The sequence below is a fragment of the Chromobacterium haemolyticum genome (assembly GCF_009936155.1).
GTDB classification, from domain to species: Bacteria; Pseudomonadota; Gammaproteobacteria; order Burkholderiales; family Chromobacteriaceae; genus Chromobacterium; species Chromobacterium haemolyticum.
Genome location: NZ_AP019312.1, coordinates 2,990,444 through 3,009,459, shown reverse-complemented (window position 1 = coordinate 3,009,459; position 19,016 = coordinate 2,990,444). Strand labels below are relative to the sequence as shown.

Sequence of the window (19,016 nt, the reverse complement as noted above, 5' to 3'; positions counted from 1 at the left end):
GACAGCATGAATCCGCAACAAGCATCCAAGCTGGCGGCGCTGCCGCTGGCCGGGCTGGTTCGGGAGTATCCGAATCTGCTGAGCCATCTGCTGAACGGGCCGGAGGACGCGCGCGCGCCGCGCGATTTGCACCCGGTGTTCTACGGCTGCTACGACTGGCACTCCGCCGTGCATGGCTTCTGGCTGTTGGCGCGCCTGGCGCGTCGTTTTCCACGTTTGCCGGAGCAGGCTGATATCGCCGCTCTATTCGCCAGCCATTTTTCGCCGCAGGCTTTCCAGGCAGAGGCGGACTACTTCGCCGCCCCGGGCCGTACAAGCTATGAGCGGCCTTATGGCTGGGCCTGGTTGCTGGCCTTGGCGCAAGAGCTTGAGGCCTGGGAGGCGCCTCAATCCGGTCAATGGCGCGAGGCGATGCGGCCGCTGCTGACTTTGATCCGTCAGCGCTGGCTTACGTTTCTCCCTTTGCAGGATTATCCGATCCGCAGCGGCGGGCACGCCAACACCGCCTTTGCCTTGTTGCTGAGCCTGGACTATGCACGCGCCGCCGACGATGCCGAGCTGGTGCAGGCGCTGGAGGCGGCAGCCCGGCGTTATTTCCTGTCCGATGCGGATTATCCGGCGCGCTTGGAGCCAAGCGGCGATGATTTCCTGTCGCCCTGCTTATGCCAGGCTTTGTTGCTTAGCCGGCTGTTGCCGGCCGAGCCGTTTTGCGCTTGGTTGCGCGTTTTCTTGCCCGATTTGCCGCGAAACGCTGCCCTGCTGAGTCCGGTAAAGGTCAGTAACGGCTCGGACCCCAAGATCGGCCATCTCATCGGCTTGAATTTGAGCCGCGCCTGGTGTTTGCGCCAGTTGACGGCGGCGCTGCCGGCGGACGACGCTTGGGGGGCTTTGTTGGGCCAAAGCGCGCGGGCGCATCTGGACGCCGGCCTGCCGCACGTGGTCAGTGGTCATTACACTGGGGAGCATTGGCTGGGGACTTTCGCCTTGCTGGCTTTGGACGAGGGAGAGCTTGAATGAGCAAGATCGTGTTGTTGACGGGCTTCGAACCGTTTGGCGGCGAGAGCGTGAATCCGTCATGGGAGGCTGCGAGCCGGCTGGATGGAGAGTCGTTGATGGGCGCGGTGGTGGCTGCGAGGCGGCTGCCATGTGTGTTTGGCGAGGCCTTGAGCGTTTTGCGCGGAGAAATGGCCGCATTGCGGCCGGCGCTGGTCGTGGCGGTGGGTCAGGCGGGCGGACGCCCCGAGCTATCTTTGGAGCGGGTGGCGATCAATGTGGACGATGCCCGCATCGCGGATAATGCCGGCCATCGACCGATAGACCGGCCGGTGGTGCCGGGGGGGCCAGCCGCTTATTTTTCCACTTTGCCGATCAAGGCGCAGGCGGCGGCCTTGCGCGCCGCCGGCATTCCAGCGGCCGTGTCGCAAAGCGCGGGGACCTTTGTCTGCAACCATGTGTTCTACGGCCTGATGCACGCCTTGACCGGCGCGCCCGCGCGCGGCGGTTTCATCCACATTCCCTATTTGCCGGAGCAGGCCGCCGCGCATCCGGGAGCGCCCAGCATGAGCTTGGAGATGATAGTCGCCGGTCTGCGGCTGGCCTTGGAAACGGCTTTGACCGCGACGGAGGACATTGTCGAGACGGGCGGGGCGACGCACTAGACGGCATCACCCCTTGAGCGCGCGCAGCCAGTGCCAGCTGGCGATGCCGGTCAGGGTGGCCAGCAGCGAGCCGCCGACATGAACGGTGACGGCGGCCAGCGCCGGCAACAGCCGTTGTTGCTGCAGCAAGGCGATGACTTCGGCGGAGAAGGTGGAGAAGGTGGTCAGGCCGCCGCAAAAGCCGGTGATCACCAGTAGCCGCCATAGCGGCGACACCCCCGGCGCGCTGGCGAAGAAGGCGACGGCCAGTCCGATGATGTAGCCGCCGATCAGATTGGCGGCCAACGTGCCTGGCGGCAGGCTGGGCCATAGACTGTTCAGCTTGACGCCCAGCGCCCAGCGCAACAAGGCGCCCAACGCTGCGCCGACGGAGATGGCGAGTATGGTTTTCCACATGGAGTCGAGTCTTGCGCGGAAGCAAAACCGTATTGTGCCGGCCATGCGCCGCCAAGCATAGGCCTGCTTGTTAGAACCTGTTCAAAGTCTGTTGTGCTTCGTGGAGCGTTGCACGGTGAGTACAAGCTCAAAATGCGCATGTACCACCCGACCATTCCGCTTTTTCGCTCGTTTTCGCCTTGTCTCGACCCTGCCCGCGAGGTTCTCAGAGAATTTCGGCAATGCTGCGCGCCGCGCGTTTGGCGTCGAGAAAAATCAGACCCAGCTTGGCCTCGCGCCGTGCGATCACGGTCAGCACCGCGTCCGGGCTGGCGTGGCTCATCAGAATGTAGCCGTGCTCTCCCTTGACCATCACTTGTTCCAGCCCGCCACGCGCCAGTTCTCGCGCGGTGCGCTCGCCCAGCGAGAGCATCGCAGCGGCCATCGCGCCGACCCGGTCTTCGTCAACCTCCTGCGGCAGCAGCGCCGCCATGGTTAGGCCGTCGGCGGAAATGATGGCGGATGCTTCTATGTCGGCGGTTGCGCCGTTGAGGTCGCTCAGGATGGATTTGAGCATCTGTTCACGCATGGTGTTCTCCAGGTTTTTGTTCAATTCGCCGGCCGTAGCGCGGCCGGGGTTCAGGCGTAGCGGCGCGCCAGCAACTCCACCAAGCCCACAAAGGCTTCGCTTTGCAGCCGAGGTTCGCCGCCTATGATCAACGCGAAGGCCTGCTGCGCCACGTGCAGGGGGTAAAAAGCCAGTTGGCTGCGGCCGGCCGGGTCCACCGCGGCCCAGGCGGCGCTTCCCAGATTGAGATGGTTCTTGAGCAATAGATGATGCCGACGGCTTAATGACATCAAATCGCCGGCCAGCGCGGCGATTTCCTCGGCGGTTTCGTGGTGGAAGCCTGCGGTGGCGTAATAGAGGCCGTTATCGTCGGCCAGCAAGGCCTGACCGCTGCCGGACAAAGCCTCCAGAAGCTCCGGCAGCTGGCTTTCCAGGTTGCCGGCGAGGGCAGGCCGCGGTTCCGCTGTGCCATGCACGAATTCCAATCGTTGCAACCGATAAAGGGTGGCCAGCGCCTGTTCCAACTCGTCGTCGCACCATTCGCTGAGCAAGGGTTCGCTCAGCGGCACCGCATGGCCAAGCCGCAGGATGTTGAACAGCAGGCGACGGGTCAGGTCGGCTTCGGCTCCCGCTACGGCGTAAAAGGCCCCGGCCGGCGTGGCCATCGGGTAGAGCGGCCCGCTCAGCCGCAGTTCTTCGTTCATTGCGGCTCTCCCAGCCCAGGGTCTATCGAGTACAGCAGCGCCAGCAGCAGTTGTTTGATGTCTTCGCGGCGGCGGCAGTCCACTTCGAACACCGGCGCGTTCAAGCCGCGCGCGGCGAGGGCTTCGGCGTAGACGTCTGTGGCGGACAGCGGCGCGAGATCGGTCTTGCTGACGCCCAGCGCCAGCGGCGCGCGGCGCAGCAGCGGTTCGAAGGCGCGCAGAAAGAAGCAGAGATCCTGCAGAGGGTTGGCGCGGCTGTGGTCCAACAGCAGGATCAGACCGATGCTGCCGCGGCTGACGATGTCCCACATGAAGTCGAAGCGTTCCTGGCCGGGGGTGCCGTAGAGGTGGACCTTGGTGTCGGCGTCCAGGCGCAGCATGCCGTAGTCCAGGGCTACCGTGGTGTGGTCCTTGCGATGCAGGGTCATGTCGCTGGCCTTGGCGTCGGTGCGGATCGGGGCGATGTCGCTGATGGCGGCGATGGCGGTGGTCTTGCCTGCGCCCACGGGGCCAGCGAAGAGGATTTTGTTATCGGGGCTGCGCATGATGGAAGGTCGTGAGGCTCACAAGCGGGTCACTTTTTGCAGGAGTCGGGACAAGAAGCCGGCGCCGTCTGGGCGCAGGGGGGCGGTCGGCGTCGAGCCGGGCCGCACCGGCGCGCTGGATATCACTTTCAGAGGCGGCGCATCGCTGCGCCAGTCCAGCAGACCCAAAGCATGGGCCGCGGCCAGGAAGGTGCAGGCGTGTTCGGGGTCCACGCGAAGCAGCCGGATGATGATGCGCAGCGTGGCCGGCGTTTTGGTCAGCAGCGCGCTCAGGCGCGTCGCATCCGGCAGCGCCTCCAACCGGGTCAGATTGGGCCATTGCCTCAGCCGCAGGGGAGTGTCAGCGCCGATGCCGGCGGGCAGCCGCCCCTGGCTGCTCCAAATCGCCAGTTGCCATAGCAGCGCCGGTAACGGCTGGGTGACGACGCCGGCGCTGGCACCGGCGGCCTGCGCCTGCAATGCGGGCGCATCCTGCCGACACAGCTCGCGCAATTGCTCCGCGGGCTGCAGGCATTGCGCTTGTGCGCGGTCCGGACGCAGCCATAGCAGCGGCCGGCCATCCACCAGCAACAGCGCCGGCCGCGGTTGGCGGGCCAGCCGCGTGGTCGCGCCGAGCAGGCCGCGGCGCGGATCGAAACGGGCGATGGAGATCGGCGGCATGGAAGACGGAGGAGCCGGCGCGGCGGCCGGTTCGGACCGAGGCGTCGTAGCCGGCAGCGGGTCCGTCGCCGGAGCGCGTGTCGGAATAGGTGCGGGCCCCAGCGCCGCTTGCAGTTGGGGAAACAGGGATTCCACCCGCAGCGGTTTGGTCAGCGTCGGAGCCGGGGCGTGTTCCGGCGGCGTAGAGGCGACGATCAAGGCGGGTAGCTCTGGGTGGCGGAGGCGGAATTCTTCCCAGGCTTGCCAGCCGATTGGACTGTCGATATCGACGATGGCCAGGTCTGGCGGGTGTTCGCCGGACGAGGACTCCAGCAAGCGGTAGCGTATGCTGTGGTGCAAACGAAAAGCCATGCGAAGCAGGGTCAGCTTGCGGTCGTCCATGCCGACGGCGAGCACGGCGATATCGGAGGCGGGTGGGGTGGGGCGCGGCATGGGCATTTTGCTTAGGCGGCCAGCATGCGCCGATGGGCGGCGTCGGCGTCGGCATCGAAACCGGCCAGTTGCGCGCGGACCTCCAGCGGCAGCCGCGTCACATGCGAGCGCAGCTGCTGTAAAAGCCAATGGAAGCGAGCACGGTCGTCTTGCCGACGGTAAAGCTGTAGCAAAGGCGGATAGTTGGCGGCGTCCTCCGGCCGGCTCAGAACCGCTTGTTCCAAGGTTTGGATAGCCATATCGACCTGGCCTTCGCTGAGATAGGCGTCGGCCTCGCAGCGCGCGTCGACGCTCTCAGTCGGCATCTTGACGGTTTGGCGCGTGACCAGCGGCCGGCGCAGAGGCGCGGAGGCGGGCGGCGCGCCGCTGAAGCCGAAACTGCGGCCGATGCGCTCCAGCTCCGGTCGTTCGGGGCGTTGCGCCAGCAGATCCAGCACCGGGTGGGCGCCGAGCAGCCAACCCGCGTGGATCAATTGTTCTTTGAGGCTTACGCCGTGCTCGCCCAGCGCCAAGTGAAAGCGCCAGAGCGTCCGCGCGTAGTGCGGTAGCTGGCGCCGCCGGTAATGCACGTGCAGCAGGTCAAGCAGATGGGTCAGCGAGTGGGGCCGCAAGGCCAGCGTCTGTTCCAACGCTGTGGCCGCGGCCGCGTATTCTTGCCAGCGCAGCCAGACTCTGGCCTGGCGTTCGAACTGCAAGAGCGCGGCGATGACGTCTTTCTCTCTTTCATTCAGCGGGAACAGCGGGGCGCAGCCATGCAGCAAGGCTTGGGGCCGTTTGGCGCCGATGGATGGAGATGGTGACGGGCGGGAGGGGAGGATGGCCGCCGTTGTCTCCTCTGCAGCCTCTTCCGATAGGTCCGGCGTGTCGTCGCCCAGACGCAGGCCGATCTCCTCCGGCCCCCAGCCCAGTCGCTGCTCCGCCAATACTCGCAGGGACAGGTGGTTGCGCTCGACGCGCAGCCCGGCCTCCACCGCCTGCTCCAGGGCTTCCCGTCCTATCAGCGCCAGATCGTGCTGGCGTTCCAGCATCAAGGCGTAGTCGTCCAGCGCCCCGGTTTGCAAGTATAGGCCGGCCAGCCTTTGAAGCTGCTTGCCGGAGTGTGGCGCCAGTCGGTCCACGTAGTGGCGCAAGGCTTGCGCGGCCTGTCCCAGATAGCCGAACTCGATGAAGATGTCGACCTCGGCGAGCGAATCGAGCTCATCCACCTGATAGGGCAGCTCGGCGTCGCCGGTGTCCGCAGGCTCCGGTTCCGCCATCTGGATGTCGGCGTTCCGCGCTTGCACCGCGCGGTCTCGGCGCGCTTGCCAGCGCAGCGCGGCCAGCAAGCTCAGCAAACCTATGACCAGCGCCAGGCCGGAGACAAGGTCGAAATTACTCTGCGGCAGCCAGTCAGTCATGAGAGGGCACCTCGCGAGGCGGCGGCGTGAAATCGGCGGGGCTGATCAGGTCGGTGCCGCACTCCAGGGTTTCGAACCAGTCCAGAAAGCGCTTCACCATGGGCTTGCCCTTAAAGGAGCCGCCGTGTTGCGGCACGATCCACTCAATGTCCAACTGACGAACCATTTCCACCCATAGCCTGCAAGCCTTGTTATTGGACATATAACGCCGATGAAAGGCGAGCATGTGGCTGTCGTGCAGGTGGGCGTCGAAATCGTTGACCGGCAGGCCGGCCGCGTGGCCGTCCATCAAGGAGGCGCCGATGTCCCCGGAGAACAGGATTTTGCTGATCGGGTCGTAGATCTGGAAAAAGCCGACGGTGTGCAGGTAATGGGCCGGAACGATTTGCAGGTCCGCGCCGCCCAGCCGCAGCCACATGCCGCGAGGCGGAATCGCCACCAGCCGGCCGGCGGTGGCCCCACGCATGCAGAAGTGGGGCAGGAAGCGGGTCCATTCTTCGGCGATGATCACCTGAGCGTCGGTGATCAGCAGCCAGCCGCCCACCGAGGCGATGATGTCCGGGTCCTGATGAGAGGCGAATATGTAGCGAGTGTGCGAGGGCAGGAAGTAGTCGGCCAGTTCCGCGATCAGGTGCTTGTAGGTGAGATTGCCGCCCGGATCCAGCAAAATGCCCTCGCCTTGATCGATGATGGCGAACTGGTTGGATTGTATGCCTTCGCCTTGCACCAGTTCGGTGAAGGCGACGCATTTGTGATTGCCGTCGTCGTAAAGCACCAATGCCATAAGCCGCCTCATCAGGCCGGCCGCGCAATGGGCGCGGCGCCGCCGAGTTATGCCGTAAGAATGCGTCGATCTTATGCAAGCGGTATGGTTGGGGTGTTGACTTGGGTCAAGCCTGCCCGGAACGGATGTCTGCACGCGGCGATGACAATGCGGCAATAAAGATGTATTATTTATGCATCTTTAAGGCGGCCGGTGATCAACCGGCATTTTTACCCACAATAAAATGTATCAAGCACACATCTTTAGGAGCCCGCCATGCTGAATCCCGAAATCCGCGCCCTTGTCAAAGCCACTGTTCCAGTGCTGCAGCAACACGGCCTGGCTTTGACCAGCCATTTCTATCGCCGCATGTTCACTTACAATCCGGAGTTGAAAAACATCTTCAATCAAGGGCATCAGCATTCCGGTCAACAGCAGCAGGCGCTGGCGATGGCGGTATTGGCCTACGCCCAGCACATCGACGATCCATTGCCGTTGGCACCGGTGCTGACCCGGGTGGCGCACAAACATGTCAGCCTGGGCATTCGGGCCGAGCACTACCCCATCGTCGGCAAGCATTTGCTGGCCTCCATCCAGGAGGTGCTGGGCGAGGCGGCAACGCCTGAGTTGATAGACGCCTGGGCCGCCGCTTACGGCCAACTGGCGGATATCTTGATCGCCGAGGAGCACGAGCTGTATCTTGCCGCCGCCAACACCGAGGGCGGCTGGGCCGGCTGGCGGCCGTTCCGCATTGCGCGCAAGGTGGACGAGAGCGAGGAAATCACATCCTTCTATCTGGTGCCGGCCGACGGCGGCGCGGTGCCGGGTTTCCGTCCCGGTCAGTATGTTTCGGTCAAGTGCTTTGTTGCGGAATGGGGGCTGGCTCAGCCGCGCCAGTACAGCCTGTCTGACGCGCCCAATCGCGAACATCTGCGGATTTCGGTCAAGCGAGAAGCGGGCGGTGACGGCAAGCCAGCGGGACGAGTGTCCAATCTGTTGCATGCGGAAAAGCGGGAGGGCGACATTCTGGAACTGAGCGCGCCGCAGGGCGATTTTTTCCTGCATGAAGAGCGTAGCGGTCCTGTGGTGCTGATCAGCGCCGGCGTCGGCCAGACGCCGATGTTGTCCATGCTGCGGCACCTGCTGAAAACCGGCAGCCGCCGGGAAATCCGCTACCTGCACGCGGCTCGCCACGGCGGCGTGCATGCGATGCGCAACGGTTTGCGAGAGATGCAGGAACGCCACGCGCAGCTGCGCGCCCATGTTTGCTATGAAGCGCCGCGCGCGGAGGACAAACTGGGCCGGGACTATCAGCAACAAGGCCGTCTACAGCTGAACCAATTGCGTGAAATGACGCTGTTGCCGGATGCTGACTACTATCTGTGCGGCCCGGTGGGCTTCATGCTGGCGCAGCGCTCCAGCTTGTTGGACCTGGGCGTGGCGGTGGAGCGGATTCATTTCGAAGTGTTCGGCTCCAACGCCGTCGGCGCTTAAGCCATTGAGCCGGCGGCGCTTGCCGCCGGGCTCCGCCTCAGAACCTGTTCAATGTCTGCTGCGCGTCGACGACACGACGTTTAAAACAGTTTCAGAATGCTCGTGTACCATGTGTACACTTCGCGTCTTCAGTCATTTTTTGCCTTGTCTCGTGCTTGATCGCTAGGCTTGGAACAGGTTTTAAGACCATGCAATTGACCCGTTTTACCGACCTCGGCCTCCGCGTGCTGATGTATCTGACCTGGCAGGAAGAGGGACAGCTGGCCACCATTCCGGAAATCGCCGCCCGTTTCGAGGTGTCGCGCAACCACTTGGTCAAAGTTGTCCATTTCATGGCGCAGCAGGGCTGGCTGCAGACCAGCCGCGGCAAGGGCGGTGGCCTGGCGCTGGCGCGCGCGCCGGAGCAGTACCGGGTGGGCGAGGTGGTGCGCGAGCTGGAAGGGCTGTCGCAGTTGATAGACTGTGCGGATCCGCCGTGCGCGCTTCGGCAAGGCTGTAGACTCAAGGGCGCGCTGGACGAAGCTTTGGCGGCGTTTTTCCGGACGCTGGACCAATATACGCTGCGCGATATGATGGCCGCGCCTACCGGCGAGGCAATCGTCCGGCTGCACCGGCAGCCCTTGTGCCCCGGTTAATGACGTTGTTATTTTTGTTGAAATTTATATGGATTATCATTTGTAATATTTTTTGGATCTTATTGTCGTGAACGCGGCGGGTACTTACACTGCCCGCCATGCGTTATCCCATCCTCCTCTCCGTTATTGTGTTGTTGGCCGCTTGCGATGCGGCCGAATTTTCCAAAATCAGTCAATCCGCGGAAGTCAAAACCCTGGCCAAGGCCGGTGCGGCCGTGGTGCGCCAGCTGGAACAGGTGACGCGGCCAGCCGCCGACACGGGCGCGCCGGGCCGGGTACAGGCCGCGCAGTTGGTGAGCGGCGTCAAGCAAGTAGGACACCGCGATTTTTCCAACGCCAAGAAAGTATTGCCGCGGGTGTTTGCCGGCATGGAGCAGGATTTCTATTGCGGCTGCGACTACCGCGGCAAGGCGGTGGATTGGGCCTCCTGCGGCTATGTGCCGCGAAAATCGGAAACCCGCGCCAGCCGCATCGAGTGGGAGCACGTGGTGCCGGCCTGGAATCTGGGCCATCAGCGTCAATGCTGGCAGCAAGGCGGCCGCAAGAACTGCGCGGTCAGCGATCCGGTCTTCCGCATGGCGGAAGGCGATTTGAACAATCTGGTGCCGGCGGTGGGCGAGGTCAACGGCGATCGCGCCAACTTCGCCTACGGCGCGTGGAGTCGCAAGCCGACGACGATGTACGGTCAATGCCAATCGGTGACGGATTTCGGCAACAAACGCTTCCAGCCGCGTGAAGAAGTGCGCGGCGTGGCGGCGCGCATCACGCTTTACATGCATGCGCGCTATCAGCTGCGCATGAGCCGGCAGGACCAGCAACTCATGTGCGCCTGGGCGCGCCAGTACCCGGTGAACGCCTGGGAGCGACGTCGCGACGCGCGCATCGTCCAATTGCAGGGCGAGGGCAATTTCCTGGTGGCGGAGCCGCAGCGCTTGACAGAGTTGTGCGGAGCTTGAGCGCCGCGGCCGGGCGGCGTTATTTGACCGCGCCGTCCATGCCGCGCATGAAATAGCGCTGACAAAATAGAAATACCAGCAATACCGGCGCGATGGTCAGCGCCGCGCCGGCGGCCACCATCCGCGTGGAGGTGGCGAAAGCGCCTTTCAAGTACTGCACGCCCACGGACAGCGGGTAGAGGTCAGGGTTCTTCAGCACCACGCTGGGCCAGACATAGCTGTTCCAGGACCATACCAGGGTGAAGATGGCCAAGGTGGCCAGATAGGGCCGGCTCAGCGGCAGGCATATGCGCCAGAACAGTTGCCAGTCGCCGGCGCCGTCCATGCGCGCGGCGGCAATGATTTCTTCGGGAATTTCCTCGAAGGCGTGCTTCATCAGGAAAATCCCGAAAGCCCCGGCCAATGTTGGAAGCGCTACTCCGACGCGGCTGTCGTCCAGCCCCAGCCAGGACAGGGTCACGTAATTGCTGAGCACATTGGTTTCGCTGGGCAGAAGCAAGGTGGCGATGATGGCGTAAAACACCCATTGCCGGCCGCGAAAGCGCAGCTGCGCCAGTGCGAAGCCCGCGCAGCTTGAAACCAGCAGCGTGCCGGCAGTGGAGAGGCCGGAGATCAAAGCGGAGTTCCATAAAAACCGTCCCATCGGGATCTGATCCCATACTTCGCGGAAGTGGGTCAGCGACAAGGGCTCCGGCCAGCGCGGAGGGAAGTCGAACACCTGTTCGCCGTTGCCCAAAGCGATCATCAGCGTCCACCCAAACGGATAACAGGCGGCGCAGGCCAGCGCTAGCAGCAACAGGTAGTCCGGCAAGCGCCGGAGCGCGCGCGCGCGGGCTTGCCGGGTGGGGCGGGCGAGTAGGCTTGAGGCTGCGGTCATGGCGAGTGTCCTGAAAGCTAGCGGTGGGCGGGGCGCAGCAGGCGGAAGTTGAGGCCGGCCAGCAATAAGCACACGCAGGTCAGCAGTAAGCCGGCGGCGGCGCCGCGGCCAAAGTCCAACTGATCGAAGCCTTGATGGAACATGTAATACAACACGGTGTAGGTGGAGTTCAGCGGGCCGCCGCGCGTCATCACCAACACTTCTTCGAAGGCTTTCAATGCGTCCAGCGTGGAAATCAGGCTGCAGAACAAGATGGTGGGCCTTAGCATCGGCAGCGTGATGCGCCAGAAACGCTGCCAGGCATTGGCGCCGTCCAGCACGGCCGCTTCCTGCATCTCCGCCGGAATCGCCTGCAGGCCGGCGAGGTAGAGCACCATGTAGTAGCCGATCCCGCGCCAGAAGGTGACGAACATCACCGAGAACAGGGCGATGTCCTCATCGTTGAGAAAGCCGATCTCCTGTTGCGCGGTCAAAAGCCGCAGCCAGCGCAGCGCGCTGTTGAGCACGCCGTAATCGGCGTACATCCAGTTCCACATGATGCCGACCACGGCTACGGTGGTGATCACCGGCAGGTAGACGGCGGCGCGGAACAGCTTGATGCCGCGCAAGGGCCGGTTGGCCAGCAGTGCCAGCGCAATAGCGGCCAGCTGGATCGCCGGCACCACCAGCAGATAGAGCAGGGAGTTGCGCATCGCGCGCCAGAACACCTCGTCCTGCAGCAGGAATTCGAAGTTTTCCAGGCCCGCCCACTGCGGCGGCGACAGCAGGTCATAGCGGGTAAAGGCCAGGTAAGCGCCGAACAGCAAGGGCCAGAAGGTGAACACCGCCATTAGCGACAGAGCTGGAGCCAGGAACAGCCAAGCGTTGCGGGCGCTGGATTTCATTGTCGCGCGCTTACTTCAACTGCCGGTTCCAGAACGCGACCGCCTCGTCCAGCGCCAGCTGGGCGTCCTTGCGGCCGGTGACCGCCGCTTCCACGCTGTCCACCAGTTTTTTCTTCAGGTCCGCCAGCCGCGGCACACCGCTCAGGCTGAAGGTGCGGATGTCCGGCGCAGCCTTGGCGCCCTGGGCGCGGGCGACGTCGACCAGGCTGCCGCCGGTCTGGGTGAAATAAGGATCGCGCAGCGCTGCGCGAGTGGAGGGGAAGGTGGCTCCGGTGACTTTGGAGAACGCCAGCTGCTGAGCGTCGCTGGTGAGGAAGCGAGCGAACTTGATCGCTTCGGCTTGAGTGGACGCAGGCAGCCCTTTGGATACTGCCCAGCCGAACTGGTAGCCGCCCTGTGTCACGCCAGTGGGCCCTAGCGGCGCCGGTTGTACCCGGCTGACCACGAAGATGGCGCGGGCGTCGGTCTGGGTGCGCCTCACCGCGGTGGGCGCGGTTTCCATCATTGCCAGCCGGCCGCTGTTGTAGAGCTTGACGCTGGCCTGGTAGTTGTCATCGGCGAACAGGTTTTCCTTGGCCAGTGCGCCGGCTTTGTAAGCGTCGGCGTACTGGCGCAGCAAGGCCACATGCGCCGGGCTGTTGAAGACCGCCTTGCCGTTTTGCAGCAGAGGCAAGCCGCGGCCAAGCATGATGCCGTCGATCTGGCCCAACTGCGGCAGCAGGCCGGGCACGCCGGTCTTGACGCGGATGGCTTTGGCGGCGGCCAGTTGCTGCTCCAGGCTGGCCAGCTTGCGCGCCGGATCCAGGCCGGCCTTGCGGAACAGCTCGCCGTTGAGCACCAGCACATTGACGTTGTTGTACCAAGGGTAGGCGTAGAGCTTGCCGCCCACGCTGAGGTCGGCCAGCGCATTGGGCAGATAAGCGGCCTTGTCCGCTGCCAGTGCGCTGTCCAGCGGCAAGAGCGCGCCTTTCTGCGCGTATTTATACAAGCGGGGCACGTCGTGGTTAATCAGCGCCGGCGGCCGGCCGGCGGCGATGGCGGCGTTGAGCTTGGTCTCGAAGCCCTCGTTGAACACATCCACCCAGCGCAGTTCGACATTGGGATTTTGCGCCTCGTACTGTTTCTTGGCGGCGGCGAAATAGGCGTCGAATTGCGGCTTGAGCGAGTCGGTCCAGTATTCGACCACGATTTTGTCGGCGCGGGCCGGGCCGGCCAGGGCCAGCAAGCCGGCGAGTAGCAGCGGGGAAAGGCGCATGGGGAGTCCTTTTCGGAGAGAGGGAGATCAGGCGGCCAGCAAGAGCAGCGCGCCTGCGCAGGCGTCGCCCTGCGGCGGGCTGAGCCGGGCGGCGAATTCCGGCGGCAGCCAGTCGCGCAGTGCTTGGCCCAGGCCGCCGCACAGCGCCACCGGCAAGCTTTCATCCGGGTCCAGCGCCTTGGCGATGGACCAGGCGTCGCGGCCAGCCTGACGCAGCAGTTCGGCCGCCAGCGAATCCCGGCGGCCGTTGGCCACCACCAGCGGCGCCAGCTGTGCGAAGAGCGTCGGGGTGGCGCGGCCGTTCCAGGCCATCATCGCCTGCCAGTCGCCGCCCACATGTTCCAGCACCGCCCGCGTCAGCGGCGTCGGCTCCAGGCGGCCGTCCAGCGCCATCTGCGCGTACTGGGCGGCGCGCTGGCCCAGCCAGGCGCCGCTGGCCTCGTCGCCGCTGGGGTAGCCCCAGCCGCCGACTTCGCGGTGGCCGCCGTCTGGATACAGCGCTTCGCCTATGCTGCCGGTGCCCAGCGCCACGATCACGCCGGGGCGGCCGCCATGGGCGCCCAGCAAAGTGGTGTAGCCATCGGTGGCCAGGCGCAAGCGGGCGTAGCCGGGATCGGCGGCGCGGAAGGCCTCGGCCCAGCCTGCGTTGTGCACGCCGGACAGACCAAGGCCGATCGCGCATTGCGCCGGCGGGGCCAGCGGCAGGCCGGCCTGCTCGAAGGCGCGAGCGATGACTTCGTTCACGGCGGCCCAGGCTTGCGGCACGCCGCGCGACAAGGCGGAGGGGCCGCCTTCTGCGTGGGCCAGCGGGCGGGCGCGCGCGTCGCTCAAACAGACGCGGGTGCCGCTGCCGCCGCCATCGACGCCCAAGCGATATTCAAAAGCTTCAGTCACGGTGCTGTCCTTGGTCAAATGCGTGCGTTCGGCGCAAATCACTGAAACATCAGGGGTTTGCATTGTCGCGATGCGATGCCATTGGCGTTTTTGGAAATTCAATCATTACAATGGCATTTCGTCAAGTTGATTTATTTAATTGTGTCGACAACACGGCCCGGCAGTCGCCGCCGATGCAACAGGCCTTGCCGGCGCGCTTGTCCGCCCTGCGCCGGGTCGCCATACTGCCTCCATGAAATCCATTCCCGCAGGTCGGGACTCGCGCACGGTGGCGGGGACCAATCTGGAACACGCCCGCGCGCACAACCGCCGCGCGGTGATAGAAACCATACGCCTGAACGGACAGCTGACCCGCGCCGAGGTGGCTCGGCTGACCGCGTTGACGCCGCAAACGGTGTCCAATATCGCGGCGGAATTGCTGGACGGCGGCATGTTGTTGGCGGGGGAGCCGATGCGCGAAGGCGCGCGTGGCCAGCCGGCGATACCGCTGAGCATCAATCCCGACGGTGCCTACTCGCTGGGCATTCAGTTGGATACCCAGTCGCTGATCGCGGTAGCGGTGGACCTGGCCGGGCAATGCCGCGCGCGGGTGGAGGCGCCGGTGCAGCGGCCGGATCCGCAGCTGGCCCTGCCCTTGATCGAAGAGGTGGTGGGCCGGTTGCGCGCGGACTCCGGAATAGACTGGGGGCGGGTATTGGGCTTGGGACTGGTGATGCCGGGTCCGTTCGGCGTTGAGGGCATGAGTTCGGTGGGCCCTACCACCTTGCCGGGCTGGGAAGAGGTGGATGCGGCGGCGCAACTGGAGCGCAGGCTGGATCTGCCGGTCTTGCTTGAAAAGGACGCTACCGCCGCGGCCATCGGGGAGCGGCTGTACGGCCGCGCCGCCGCGCTGCGCAATTTCGTCTATCTGTTCATCGGCGCCGGGCTGGGCGCGGGCTTGTTTCTGGACGGGAGGCTGTACGCGGGCGTCCGCCACAACGCAGGCGAGATCGGCCACATGATCGTGATGCCGGACGGAAGACCTTGCGATTGCGGCAACCATGGCTGTCTGGAGCGTTATGTATCGCTGCGCGCATTGTACGAAACCTTGGGGCTGGCCGACGACGCCGAGCTGGCTGCGCGCAGCCTGGAACGGCCGACGCCGGAGATCTGCTACGGCATGGAACGCTGGCTGGCCACCGCCGCGCCGCCGCTGCGCCAGGCGATCAATATCCTGGAGAGCCTGTTGGATATTGAGGCGGTGGTGATAGGCGGTTTCCTGCCGCAAGCCTTGCTAGAGCAACTGGAGCAACGGCTGCATCCGCTGCCGGGGTCTATCCGGCAAAGCTGCGGCCCGCGCGTGTTGCTGGGGAGCGCCGGCCGCGACACGGTGGCGCTGGGCGCGGCGGCCCTGCCCATCTTTGATGAATTCAATCCGCAGTACGAAGTGCTGCTCAAGGTTTGATGCGGCGCCTTTTTATGTCAATGGCTTGACCTGGGCGTCTCGGCGCGTAAATATTGCCCGTCATTAAGGCAAAACGATTTACTTATTAGCCGGGAGACGCGCCATGAAGATTCTGCTGAATCATGTTGGTTTTGAACCCCAAGCGCCCAAGCAGGCCTTGTTGCAAGTGCCTGCCGGAGCTGGGCCTGCGACGCTAGCCTTGTTGGATGGGGAGGGACGGATCGCGGCCGACATTCCCTTGAGGCCGCAGGGCATGGCGGAGGGCTGGCCGGAATGGCACTACTGGCTGGCGGATTTCAGCGGTTGGACGCAGCCGGGACGTTACCGGCTGTGGTTACGGGACAGCGCGCCGCCGGTGATCAGTCACGAGTTCGTGGTAGGGCCTGATTGCCTGGGCAGCCAGATGCTGTCCGATCTGTTGCATTATTTTAAGTCGCAGCGTTGCACCGGTCTTTACGACCAGGCGGATAGAACCGCGCCGGAGTGGGGCGGAGAGGCGCGGCGGGATGCGCGCGGCGGTTGGTTCGACGCTTCCGGCGACTGTTCCAAATACCTGTCCCATTTATCCTACGCCAACTTCATGAATCCTCAGCAGACGCCGCTGCTGGCCTGGTGCCTGATGGCGGGCCGCGACGCTTTGCCGCCGCAGCCGCGCTGGTTCGACGAGCGCATGGTGGACGAGGCTTTGCACGGAGCGGATTTTCTGTTGCGCATGCAGCACTCGTCCGGCTTTTTCTACATGACCTTGTTCGATGGCTGGAGCAAGGCGCCGGAGCAGCGCGAGCTGTGTGCTTTCACCACTCAGCGTGGTGTCAGATCAGGCGCCTTCCAGGCCGGTTTTCGCCAGGGGGGAGGCCTGGCGATCGCCGCGCTGGCGCGCGCTGCGGAACTGCCGCGCGACGGGGAGTTCGGCCGTGGCGATTATCTGGCCGCGGCGCGGCGCGGCTTCGCCCATCTGCAGCAATACAATGCGCGTTATCTGGACGATGGCTGTGAAAACCTGATCGACGATTACTGCGCGCTGTTGGCTGCCTGCGAACTATACGCGGCTAGCGGCGAGCCGGTGTTTGCCGATGCCGCCGACCGCCGCGCGCGGCGCATGTTGGCGCAGCAGGACGAGGCCGGTCGTTTCTGGATGGACGCACAGCGGCGGCATAGCTATTTTCACGCGGTCGAAGCAGGCCTGCCTTATCTGGCCTTGCTGCGTTTCGCCGCGGTATTGCCGGCGTCGCCGCTGGCGAGCGATGCGCGACGGGCGGTCCGGCGCGGGATGGAGGCGGAAATGACGCTGACGGCGGCGGCGGGAAACCCTTTCGCTTATCCGCGGCAATGGGTGGCCCGCAACGGCGAGGAGGGCGTGGCTCGCTTTTTCATGCCGCAGCAGAATGGCAGCGGCTACTGGTGGCAGGGGGAAAATGCGCGGCTGGCCTCGCTGGCGGCGGCGGCTTGCGGCCTGGCGCAACAGGAGCCGCAAGGGGAGGGCGATCCCCTGCGGGCTTACGCCCAGGGCGCGCTGGACTGGATTTTGGGGCGCAACCCCTTCGATGTCTGCATGCTGCAGGGCTGGGGGCGCAACAATCCGCGTTACGAGCCCGGCTATTACAACGCCTGCGGCGGAGTCTGCAACGGGATCACCGCCGCGCCGGGCGTGGACGACGGCGTTGCCTTCCTGAGCCCGGAACAGACCGATATCAGCCAGTCCTGGCGTTGGACCGAGCAGTGGCTGCCGCACGGCGCCTGGCTGTTCCTGGCCTTGGCTTTGCGCGGACGGGCGGACCGCACTTGAAATGCGAAACGCCATCGGCGAGCCGATGGCGTTCTGTTTCAGCGGCCCCCGCTGCCGGGGGCGTCTGAGATTTACTGCTGTTGGGTGCTGCGCGGGCCGCGGTTGCCCTGATAACCGCCTTCGCGGCGTTGGCCTTGGTAGCCGCCTTCGCGACGATTGCCGTAGCCGCCGCGACCGCCGCCGCTGCCCGGACGGCGATCACCGTAGCCGCCTTTGCCGTTGGCGTTGCGACGCGGGCCTTTCGGCGGGCGACGGGTCGGTTCCATGCCTTCGATCACGCCTTCGGTGATCTGACGCTTCAGGTATTGCTCGATGCGGCGAACCTTGTGGAACTCCTTGGACTCCGCCAGGGTGATGGCGGTGCCGTCGCGGCCGGCGCGGCCAGTGCGGCCGATGCGGTGCACGTAGTCTTCAGCTTGTTTCGGCAGGTCGAAGTTCACCACGTGGGTGATGGTGGGCACGTCGATGCCGCGGGCTGCCACGTCGGTGGCCACCAGGATCTTGATACGGCCGCGACGCAGATCGTTCAGCGTGCGGTTACGCCAGCTTTGCGGCATGTCGCCGTGCAGGCAGGCGGCGGAATAGCCCTGGTCGGACAGTTTGTCGGCCAGTTCTTCGGAGTAGGCTTTGGTGGCGGAGAAAATCACGCACTGGTCGAAGCCGGACTCTTTCAGAATATGATCCAGCAGACGATGCTTGTGGTTCAAATCGTCGGCGTACAGCAGGTGCTCTTCGATGGTGCCGCCCGAGGTTTCGGTGCGGGCGATTTCGATGCGCTGCGGGTCGCGGGTCATCTTCTCGGCCATGCGGCCGACGGTGCCGTCCAGCGTGGCGGAGAACAGCACGGTCTGACGGGTGTCCGGAGTGGCTTTGACGATGGTTTCGATATCTTCGATGAAGCCCATGTCCAGCATGCGGTCGGCTTCATCCAGCACCAGCATTTCCAGGCGCGAGAAGTCGATGCGGCCGGAGCGCATGTGGTCCATCAGACGGCCGGGAGTGGCCACGATCAGGTCTACCGGACGCGACAGCGCGCGGGTTTGGTAGCCGAAGGAGGAGCCGCCCACCAGACAGACGGTTTTCATCCAGCGCAGGTCCTTGCCGTATTCCAGCGCGTTCTTTTCCACTTGCTGAGCCAGTTCGCGGGTCGGGCACAATACCAGTACGCGCGGGCCTTGGCCTTTGCCAGTGGAGCGCTCGGACAGCTTGGTCAGCGCCGGCAGCAGGAAGGCTGCGGTCTTGCCGCTACCGGTTTGGGCGGATACCAGCAGGTCGCGGCCAGCGATGGCGGCGGGCACGGCTTGAGCCTGTACTTCGGTAGGGGAAGAATAGCCGGCGGCTTCCAGAGCGCGCAGGATGGTCGGGGCGATGCCCAGATCGGAAAAATGCATGATGTCCTTTCGGCCGGTTACTGCCGGCGTCACTTAATAGCCAGGTTGGTGGCGGTCGGTTATACGGCGCCTTTAAGCCGTAAATCATCGGCACTAACCTGACAAGCGGCGAACAGCGGTCCAGTCTGATGCGACATTATAAGCGTGGACGAAGCCTGGAAATGGTCAGGGACGATGAAGCAATCTCACTCGGGCTGAGGCGTGGTTTGGAATGCCCGGTGGAAACACAAGAGGCCGGACTATACGGTAAATCGGGCGGCTTTACAACTGTTTTTTAAAAACATGCCGGCTAAGTATT

19 protein-coding genes are annotated in these 19,016 nt (G+C 64.5%); 7 read left to right on the top strand and 12 right to left on the bottom strand.

Going from position 1 to position 19,016, the window contains the following annotated elements; genetic code table 11:
• Positions 1-6 precede the first annotated feature (6 nt).
• Together GYH29_RS13800 and pcp are read left to right on the top strand one after the other, a co-directional pair.
• Positions 7-1,017, top strand: a complete 1,011-nt coding sequence (locus tag GYH29_RS13800; protein WP_161523972.1) for a DUF2891 domain-containing protein — start codon at positions 7-9, stop codon at positions 1,015-1,017.
• The gene (pcp, locus tag GYH29_RS13795) at positions 1,014-1,658 is read left to right on the top strand and encodes a pyroglutamyl-peptidase I (RefSeq protein ID WP_081554967.1); all 645 of its coding nucleotides are present in this window, start codon (positions 1,014-1,016) and stop codon (positions 1,656-1,658) included. Before GYH29_RS13800 ends, pcp begins: the two co-directional genes overlap by 4 nt.
• A gap of 6 nt (positions 1,659-1,664) precedes the next feature.
• On the opposite strand, the gene crcB is transcribed toward pcp, so the two are convergent.
• The 7 genes from crcB to GYH29_RS13760 form a co-directional block, all read right to left on the bottom strand.
• Complete coding sequence (gene crcB, locus GYH29_RS13790) at positions 1,665-2,054, bottom strand: fluoride efflux transporter CrcB (RefSeq protein ID WP_039754418.1); 390 nt, start codon at positions 2,052-2,054, stop codon at positions 1,665-1,667.
• A gap of 205 nt (positions 2,055-2,259) precedes the next feature.
• Entirely contained in the window at positions 2,260-2,622 is a 363-nt protein-coding gene (locus GYH29_RS13785) for a roadblock/LC7 domain-containing protein (RefSeq protein ID WP_019101000.1), read from the bottom strand.
• A 50-nt stretch (positions 2,623-2,672) separates the two neighbouring features.
• Positions 2,673-3,305 (bottom strand): hypothetical protein, encoded by a 633-nt coding sequence (locus tag GYH29_RS13780; protein WP_019100999.1) that lies wholly within the window; start codon positions 3,303-3,305, stop codon positions 2,673-2,675.
• On the bottom strand, positions 3,302-3,850 hold the full coding sequence (locus tag GYH29_RS13775; RefSeq protein ID WP_081574957.1) for a GTP-binding protein: 549 nt from the start codon (positions 3,848-3,850) through the stop codon (positions 3,302-3,304). The genes GYH29_RS13780 and GYH29_RS13775 overlap by 4 nt, the downstream gene beginning before the upstream one ends.
• 18 nt (positions 3,851-3,868) lie before the next feature.
• Positions 3,869-4,942, bottom strand: a complete 1,074-nt coding sequence (locus GYH29_RS13770) for a DNA-binding transcriptional response regulator (RefSeq protein ID WP_081574958.1) — start codon at positions 4,940-4,942, stop codon at positions 3,869-3,871.
• 11 nt (positions 4,943-4,953) lie between these two features.
• Positions 4,954-6,339: a type IV pilus assembly protein FimV gene (locus GYH29_RS13765; RefSeq protein ID WP_161523971.1), complete on the bottom strand. Its 1,386-nt coding sequence runs from the start codon at positions 6,337-6,339 to the stop codon at positions 4,954-4,956.
• Positions 6,332-7,123 carry an oxygen-binding di-iron domain-containing protein gene (locus GYH29_RS13760; protein WP_019102839.1) on the bottom strand — a complete coding sequence of 264 codons (792 nt, stop codon included), beginning with the start codon at positions 7,121-7,123 and terminating at the stop codon, positions 6,332-6,334. The genes GYH29_RS13765 and GYH29_RS13760 overlap by 8 nt, the downstream gene beginning before the upstream one ends.
• Before the next feature lie 255 nt (positions 7,124-7,378).
• Between GYH29_RS13760 and hmpA the strand changes: the two genes are divergently transcribed.
• The 3 genes from hmpA (at position 7,379) to GYH29_RS13745 (ending at position 10,187) form a co-directional block, all read left to right on the top strand.
• Positions 7,379-8,596: an NO-inducible flavohemoprotein gene (hmpA, locus tag GYH29_RS13755; protein WP_019102838.1), complete on the top strand. Its 1,218-nt coding sequence runs from the start codon at positions 7,379-7,381 to the stop codon at positions 8,594-8,596.
• A 188-nt stretch (positions 8,597-8,784) separates the two neighbouring features.
• Entirely contained in the window at positions 8,785-9,231 is a 447-nt protein-coding gene (locus tag GYH29_RS13750; protein ID WP_019102837.1) for an Rrf2 family transcriptional regulator, read from the top strand.
• A 98-nt stretch (positions 9,232-9,329) separates the two neighbouring features.
• Positions 9,330-10,187, top strand: coding sequence for an endonuclease (locus GYH29_RS13745; protein ID WP_161523970.1), 858 nt, complete (start codon positions 9,330-9,332; stop codon positions 10,185-10,187).
• Between the two features lie 19 nt (positions 10,188-10,206).
• Here GYH29_RS13745 and GYH29_RS13740 read toward each other — a convergent pair whose 3' ends face one another.
• The 4 genes from GYH29_RS13740 to GYH29_RS13725 are packed head-to-tail and all read right to left on the bottom strand — an operon-like array spanning position 10,207 to position 14,097.
• A complete protein-coding gene (locus tag GYH29_RS13740) occupies positions 10,207-11,064 on the bottom strand; it encodes a carbohydrate ABC transporter permease (protein ID WP_043592983.1) in 858 nt (285 codons plus the stop codon).
• A gap of 17 nt (positions 11,065-11,081) precedes the next feature.
• Positions 11,082-11,948, bottom strand: a complete 867-nt coding sequence (locus tag GYH29_RS13735) for a carbohydrate ABC transporter permease (protein WP_161523969.1) — start codon at positions 11,946-11,948, stop codon at positions 11,082-11,084.
• 10 nt (positions 11,949-11,958) lie between these two features.
• Positions 11,959-13,203 carry an ABC transporter substrate-binding protein gene (locus GYH29_RS13730; RefSeq protein WP_043592987.1) on the bottom strand — a complete coding sequence of 415 codons (1,245 nt, stop codon included), beginning with the start codon at positions 13,201-13,203 and terminating at the stop codon, positions 11,959-11,961.
• 27 nt (positions 13,204-13,230) lie between these two features.
• Positions 13,231-14,097, bottom strand: a complete 867-nt coding sequence (locus tag GYH29_RS13725; protein WP_232060397.1) for a BadF/BadG/BcrA/BcrD ATPase family protein — start codon at positions 14,095-14,097, stop codon at positions 13,231-13,233.
• Positions 14,098-14,329: 232 nt separating this feature from the next.
• On the opposite strand from GYH29_RS13725, the gene GYH29_RS13720 reads away from it, so the two are divergent.
• Both GYH29_RS13720 and GYH29_RS13715 read left to right on the top strand, forming a co-directional pair.
• Positions 14,330-15,541: an ROK family transcriptional regulator gene (locus GYH29_RS13720; protein ID WP_039755705.1), complete on the top strand. Its 1,212-nt coding sequence runs from the start codon at positions 14,330-14,332 to the stop codon at positions 15,539-15,541.
• A 103-nt stretch (positions 15,542-15,644) separates the two neighbouring features.
• The gene (locus tag GYH29_RS13715; RefSeq protein WP_043592992.1) at positions 15,645-17,327 is read left to right on the top strand and encodes a glycoside hydrolase family 9 protein; all 1,683 of its coding nucleotides are present in this window, start codon (positions 15,645-15,647) and stop codon (positions 17,325-17,327) included.
• Positions 17,328-17,398: 71 nt separating this feature from the next.
• Here the strand turns inward: GYH29_RS13715 and GYH29_RS13710 are convergent, their stop codons facing one another.
• On the bottom strand, positions 17,399-18,718 hold the full coding sequence (locus GYH29_RS13710) for a DEAD/DEAH box helicase (RefSeq protein WP_019102829.1): 1,320 nt from the start codon (positions 18,716-18,718) through the stop codon (positions 17,399-17,401).
• Between the last annotated feature and the right edge of the window lie 298 nt (positions 18,719-19,016).

Coding starts and splice junctions, on each gene's coding strand:
- GYH29_RS13765 (WP_161523971.1), bottom strand. CDS start 6,339: ATGACTGACTGGCTGCCGCAGAGTAATTTCGACCTTGTCTCCGGCCTG.
- crcB (WP_039754418.1), bottom strand. CDS start 2,054: ATGTGGAAAACCATACTCGCCATCTCCGTCGGCGCAGCGTTGGGCGCC.
- GYH29_RS13770 (WP_081574958.1), bottom strand. CDS start 4,942: ATGCCGCGCCCCACCCCACCCGCCTCCGATATCGCCGTGCTCGCCGTC.
- GYH29_RS13775 (WP_081574957.1), bottom strand. CDS start 3,850: ATGCGCAGCCCCGATAACAAAATCCTCTTCGCTGGCCCCGTGGGCGCA.
- GYH29_RS13730 (WP_043592987.1), bottom strand. CDS start 13,203: ATGCGCCTTTCCCCGCTGCTACTCGCCGGCTTGCTGGCCCTGGCCGGC.
- GYH29_RS13780 (WP_019100999.1), bottom strand. CDS start 3,305: ATGAACGAAGAACTGCGGCTGAGCGGGCCGCTCTACCCGATGGCCACG.
- GYH29_RS13760 (WP_019102839.1), bottom strand. CDS start 7,123: ATGGCATTGGTGCTTTACGACGACGGCAATCACAAATGCGTCGCCTTC.
- GYH29_RS13800 (WP_161523972.1), top strand. CDS start 7: ATGAATCCGCAACAAGCATCCAAGCTGGCGGCGCTGCCGCTGGCCGGG.
- pcp (WP_081554967.1), top strand. CDS start 1,014: ATGAGCAAGATCGTGTTGTTGACGGGCTTCGAACCGTTTGGCGGCGAG.
- hmpA (WP_019102838.1), top strand. CDS start 7,379: ATGCTGAATCCCGAAATCCGCGCCCTTGTCAAAGCCACTGTTCCAGTG.
- GYH29_RS13720 (WP_039755705.1), top strand. CDS start 14,330: ATGAAATCCATTCCCGCAGGTCGGGACTCGCGCACGGTGGCGGGGACC.
- GYH29_RS13715 (WP_043592992.1), top strand. CDS start 15,645: ATGAAGATTCTGCTGAATCATGTTGGTTTTGAACCCCAAGCGCCCAAG.
- GYH29_RS13710 (WP_019102829.1), bottom strand. CDS start 18,718: ATGCATTTTTCCGATCTGGGCATCGCCCCGACCATCCTGCGCGCTCTG.
- GYH29_RS13745 (WP_161523970.1), top strand. CDS start 9,330: ATGCGTTATCCCATCCTCCTCTCCGTTATTGTGTTGTTGGCCGCTTGC.
- GYH29_RS13750 (WP_019102837.1), top strand. CDS start 8,785: ATGCAATTGACCCGTTTTACCGACCTCGGCCTCCGCGTGCTGATGTAT.
- GYH29_RS13735 (WP_161523969.1), bottom strand. CDS start 11,948: ATGAAATCCAGCGCCCGCAACGCTTGGCTGTTCCTGGCTCCAGCTCTG.
- GYH29_RS13785 (WP_019101000.1), bottom strand. CDS start 2,622: ATGCGTGAACAGATGCTCAAATCCATCCTGAGCGACCTCAACGGCGCA.
- GYH29_RS13740 (WP_043592983.1), bottom strand. CDS start 11,064: ATGACCGCAGCCTCAAGCCTACTCGCCCGCCCCACCCGGCAAGCCCGC.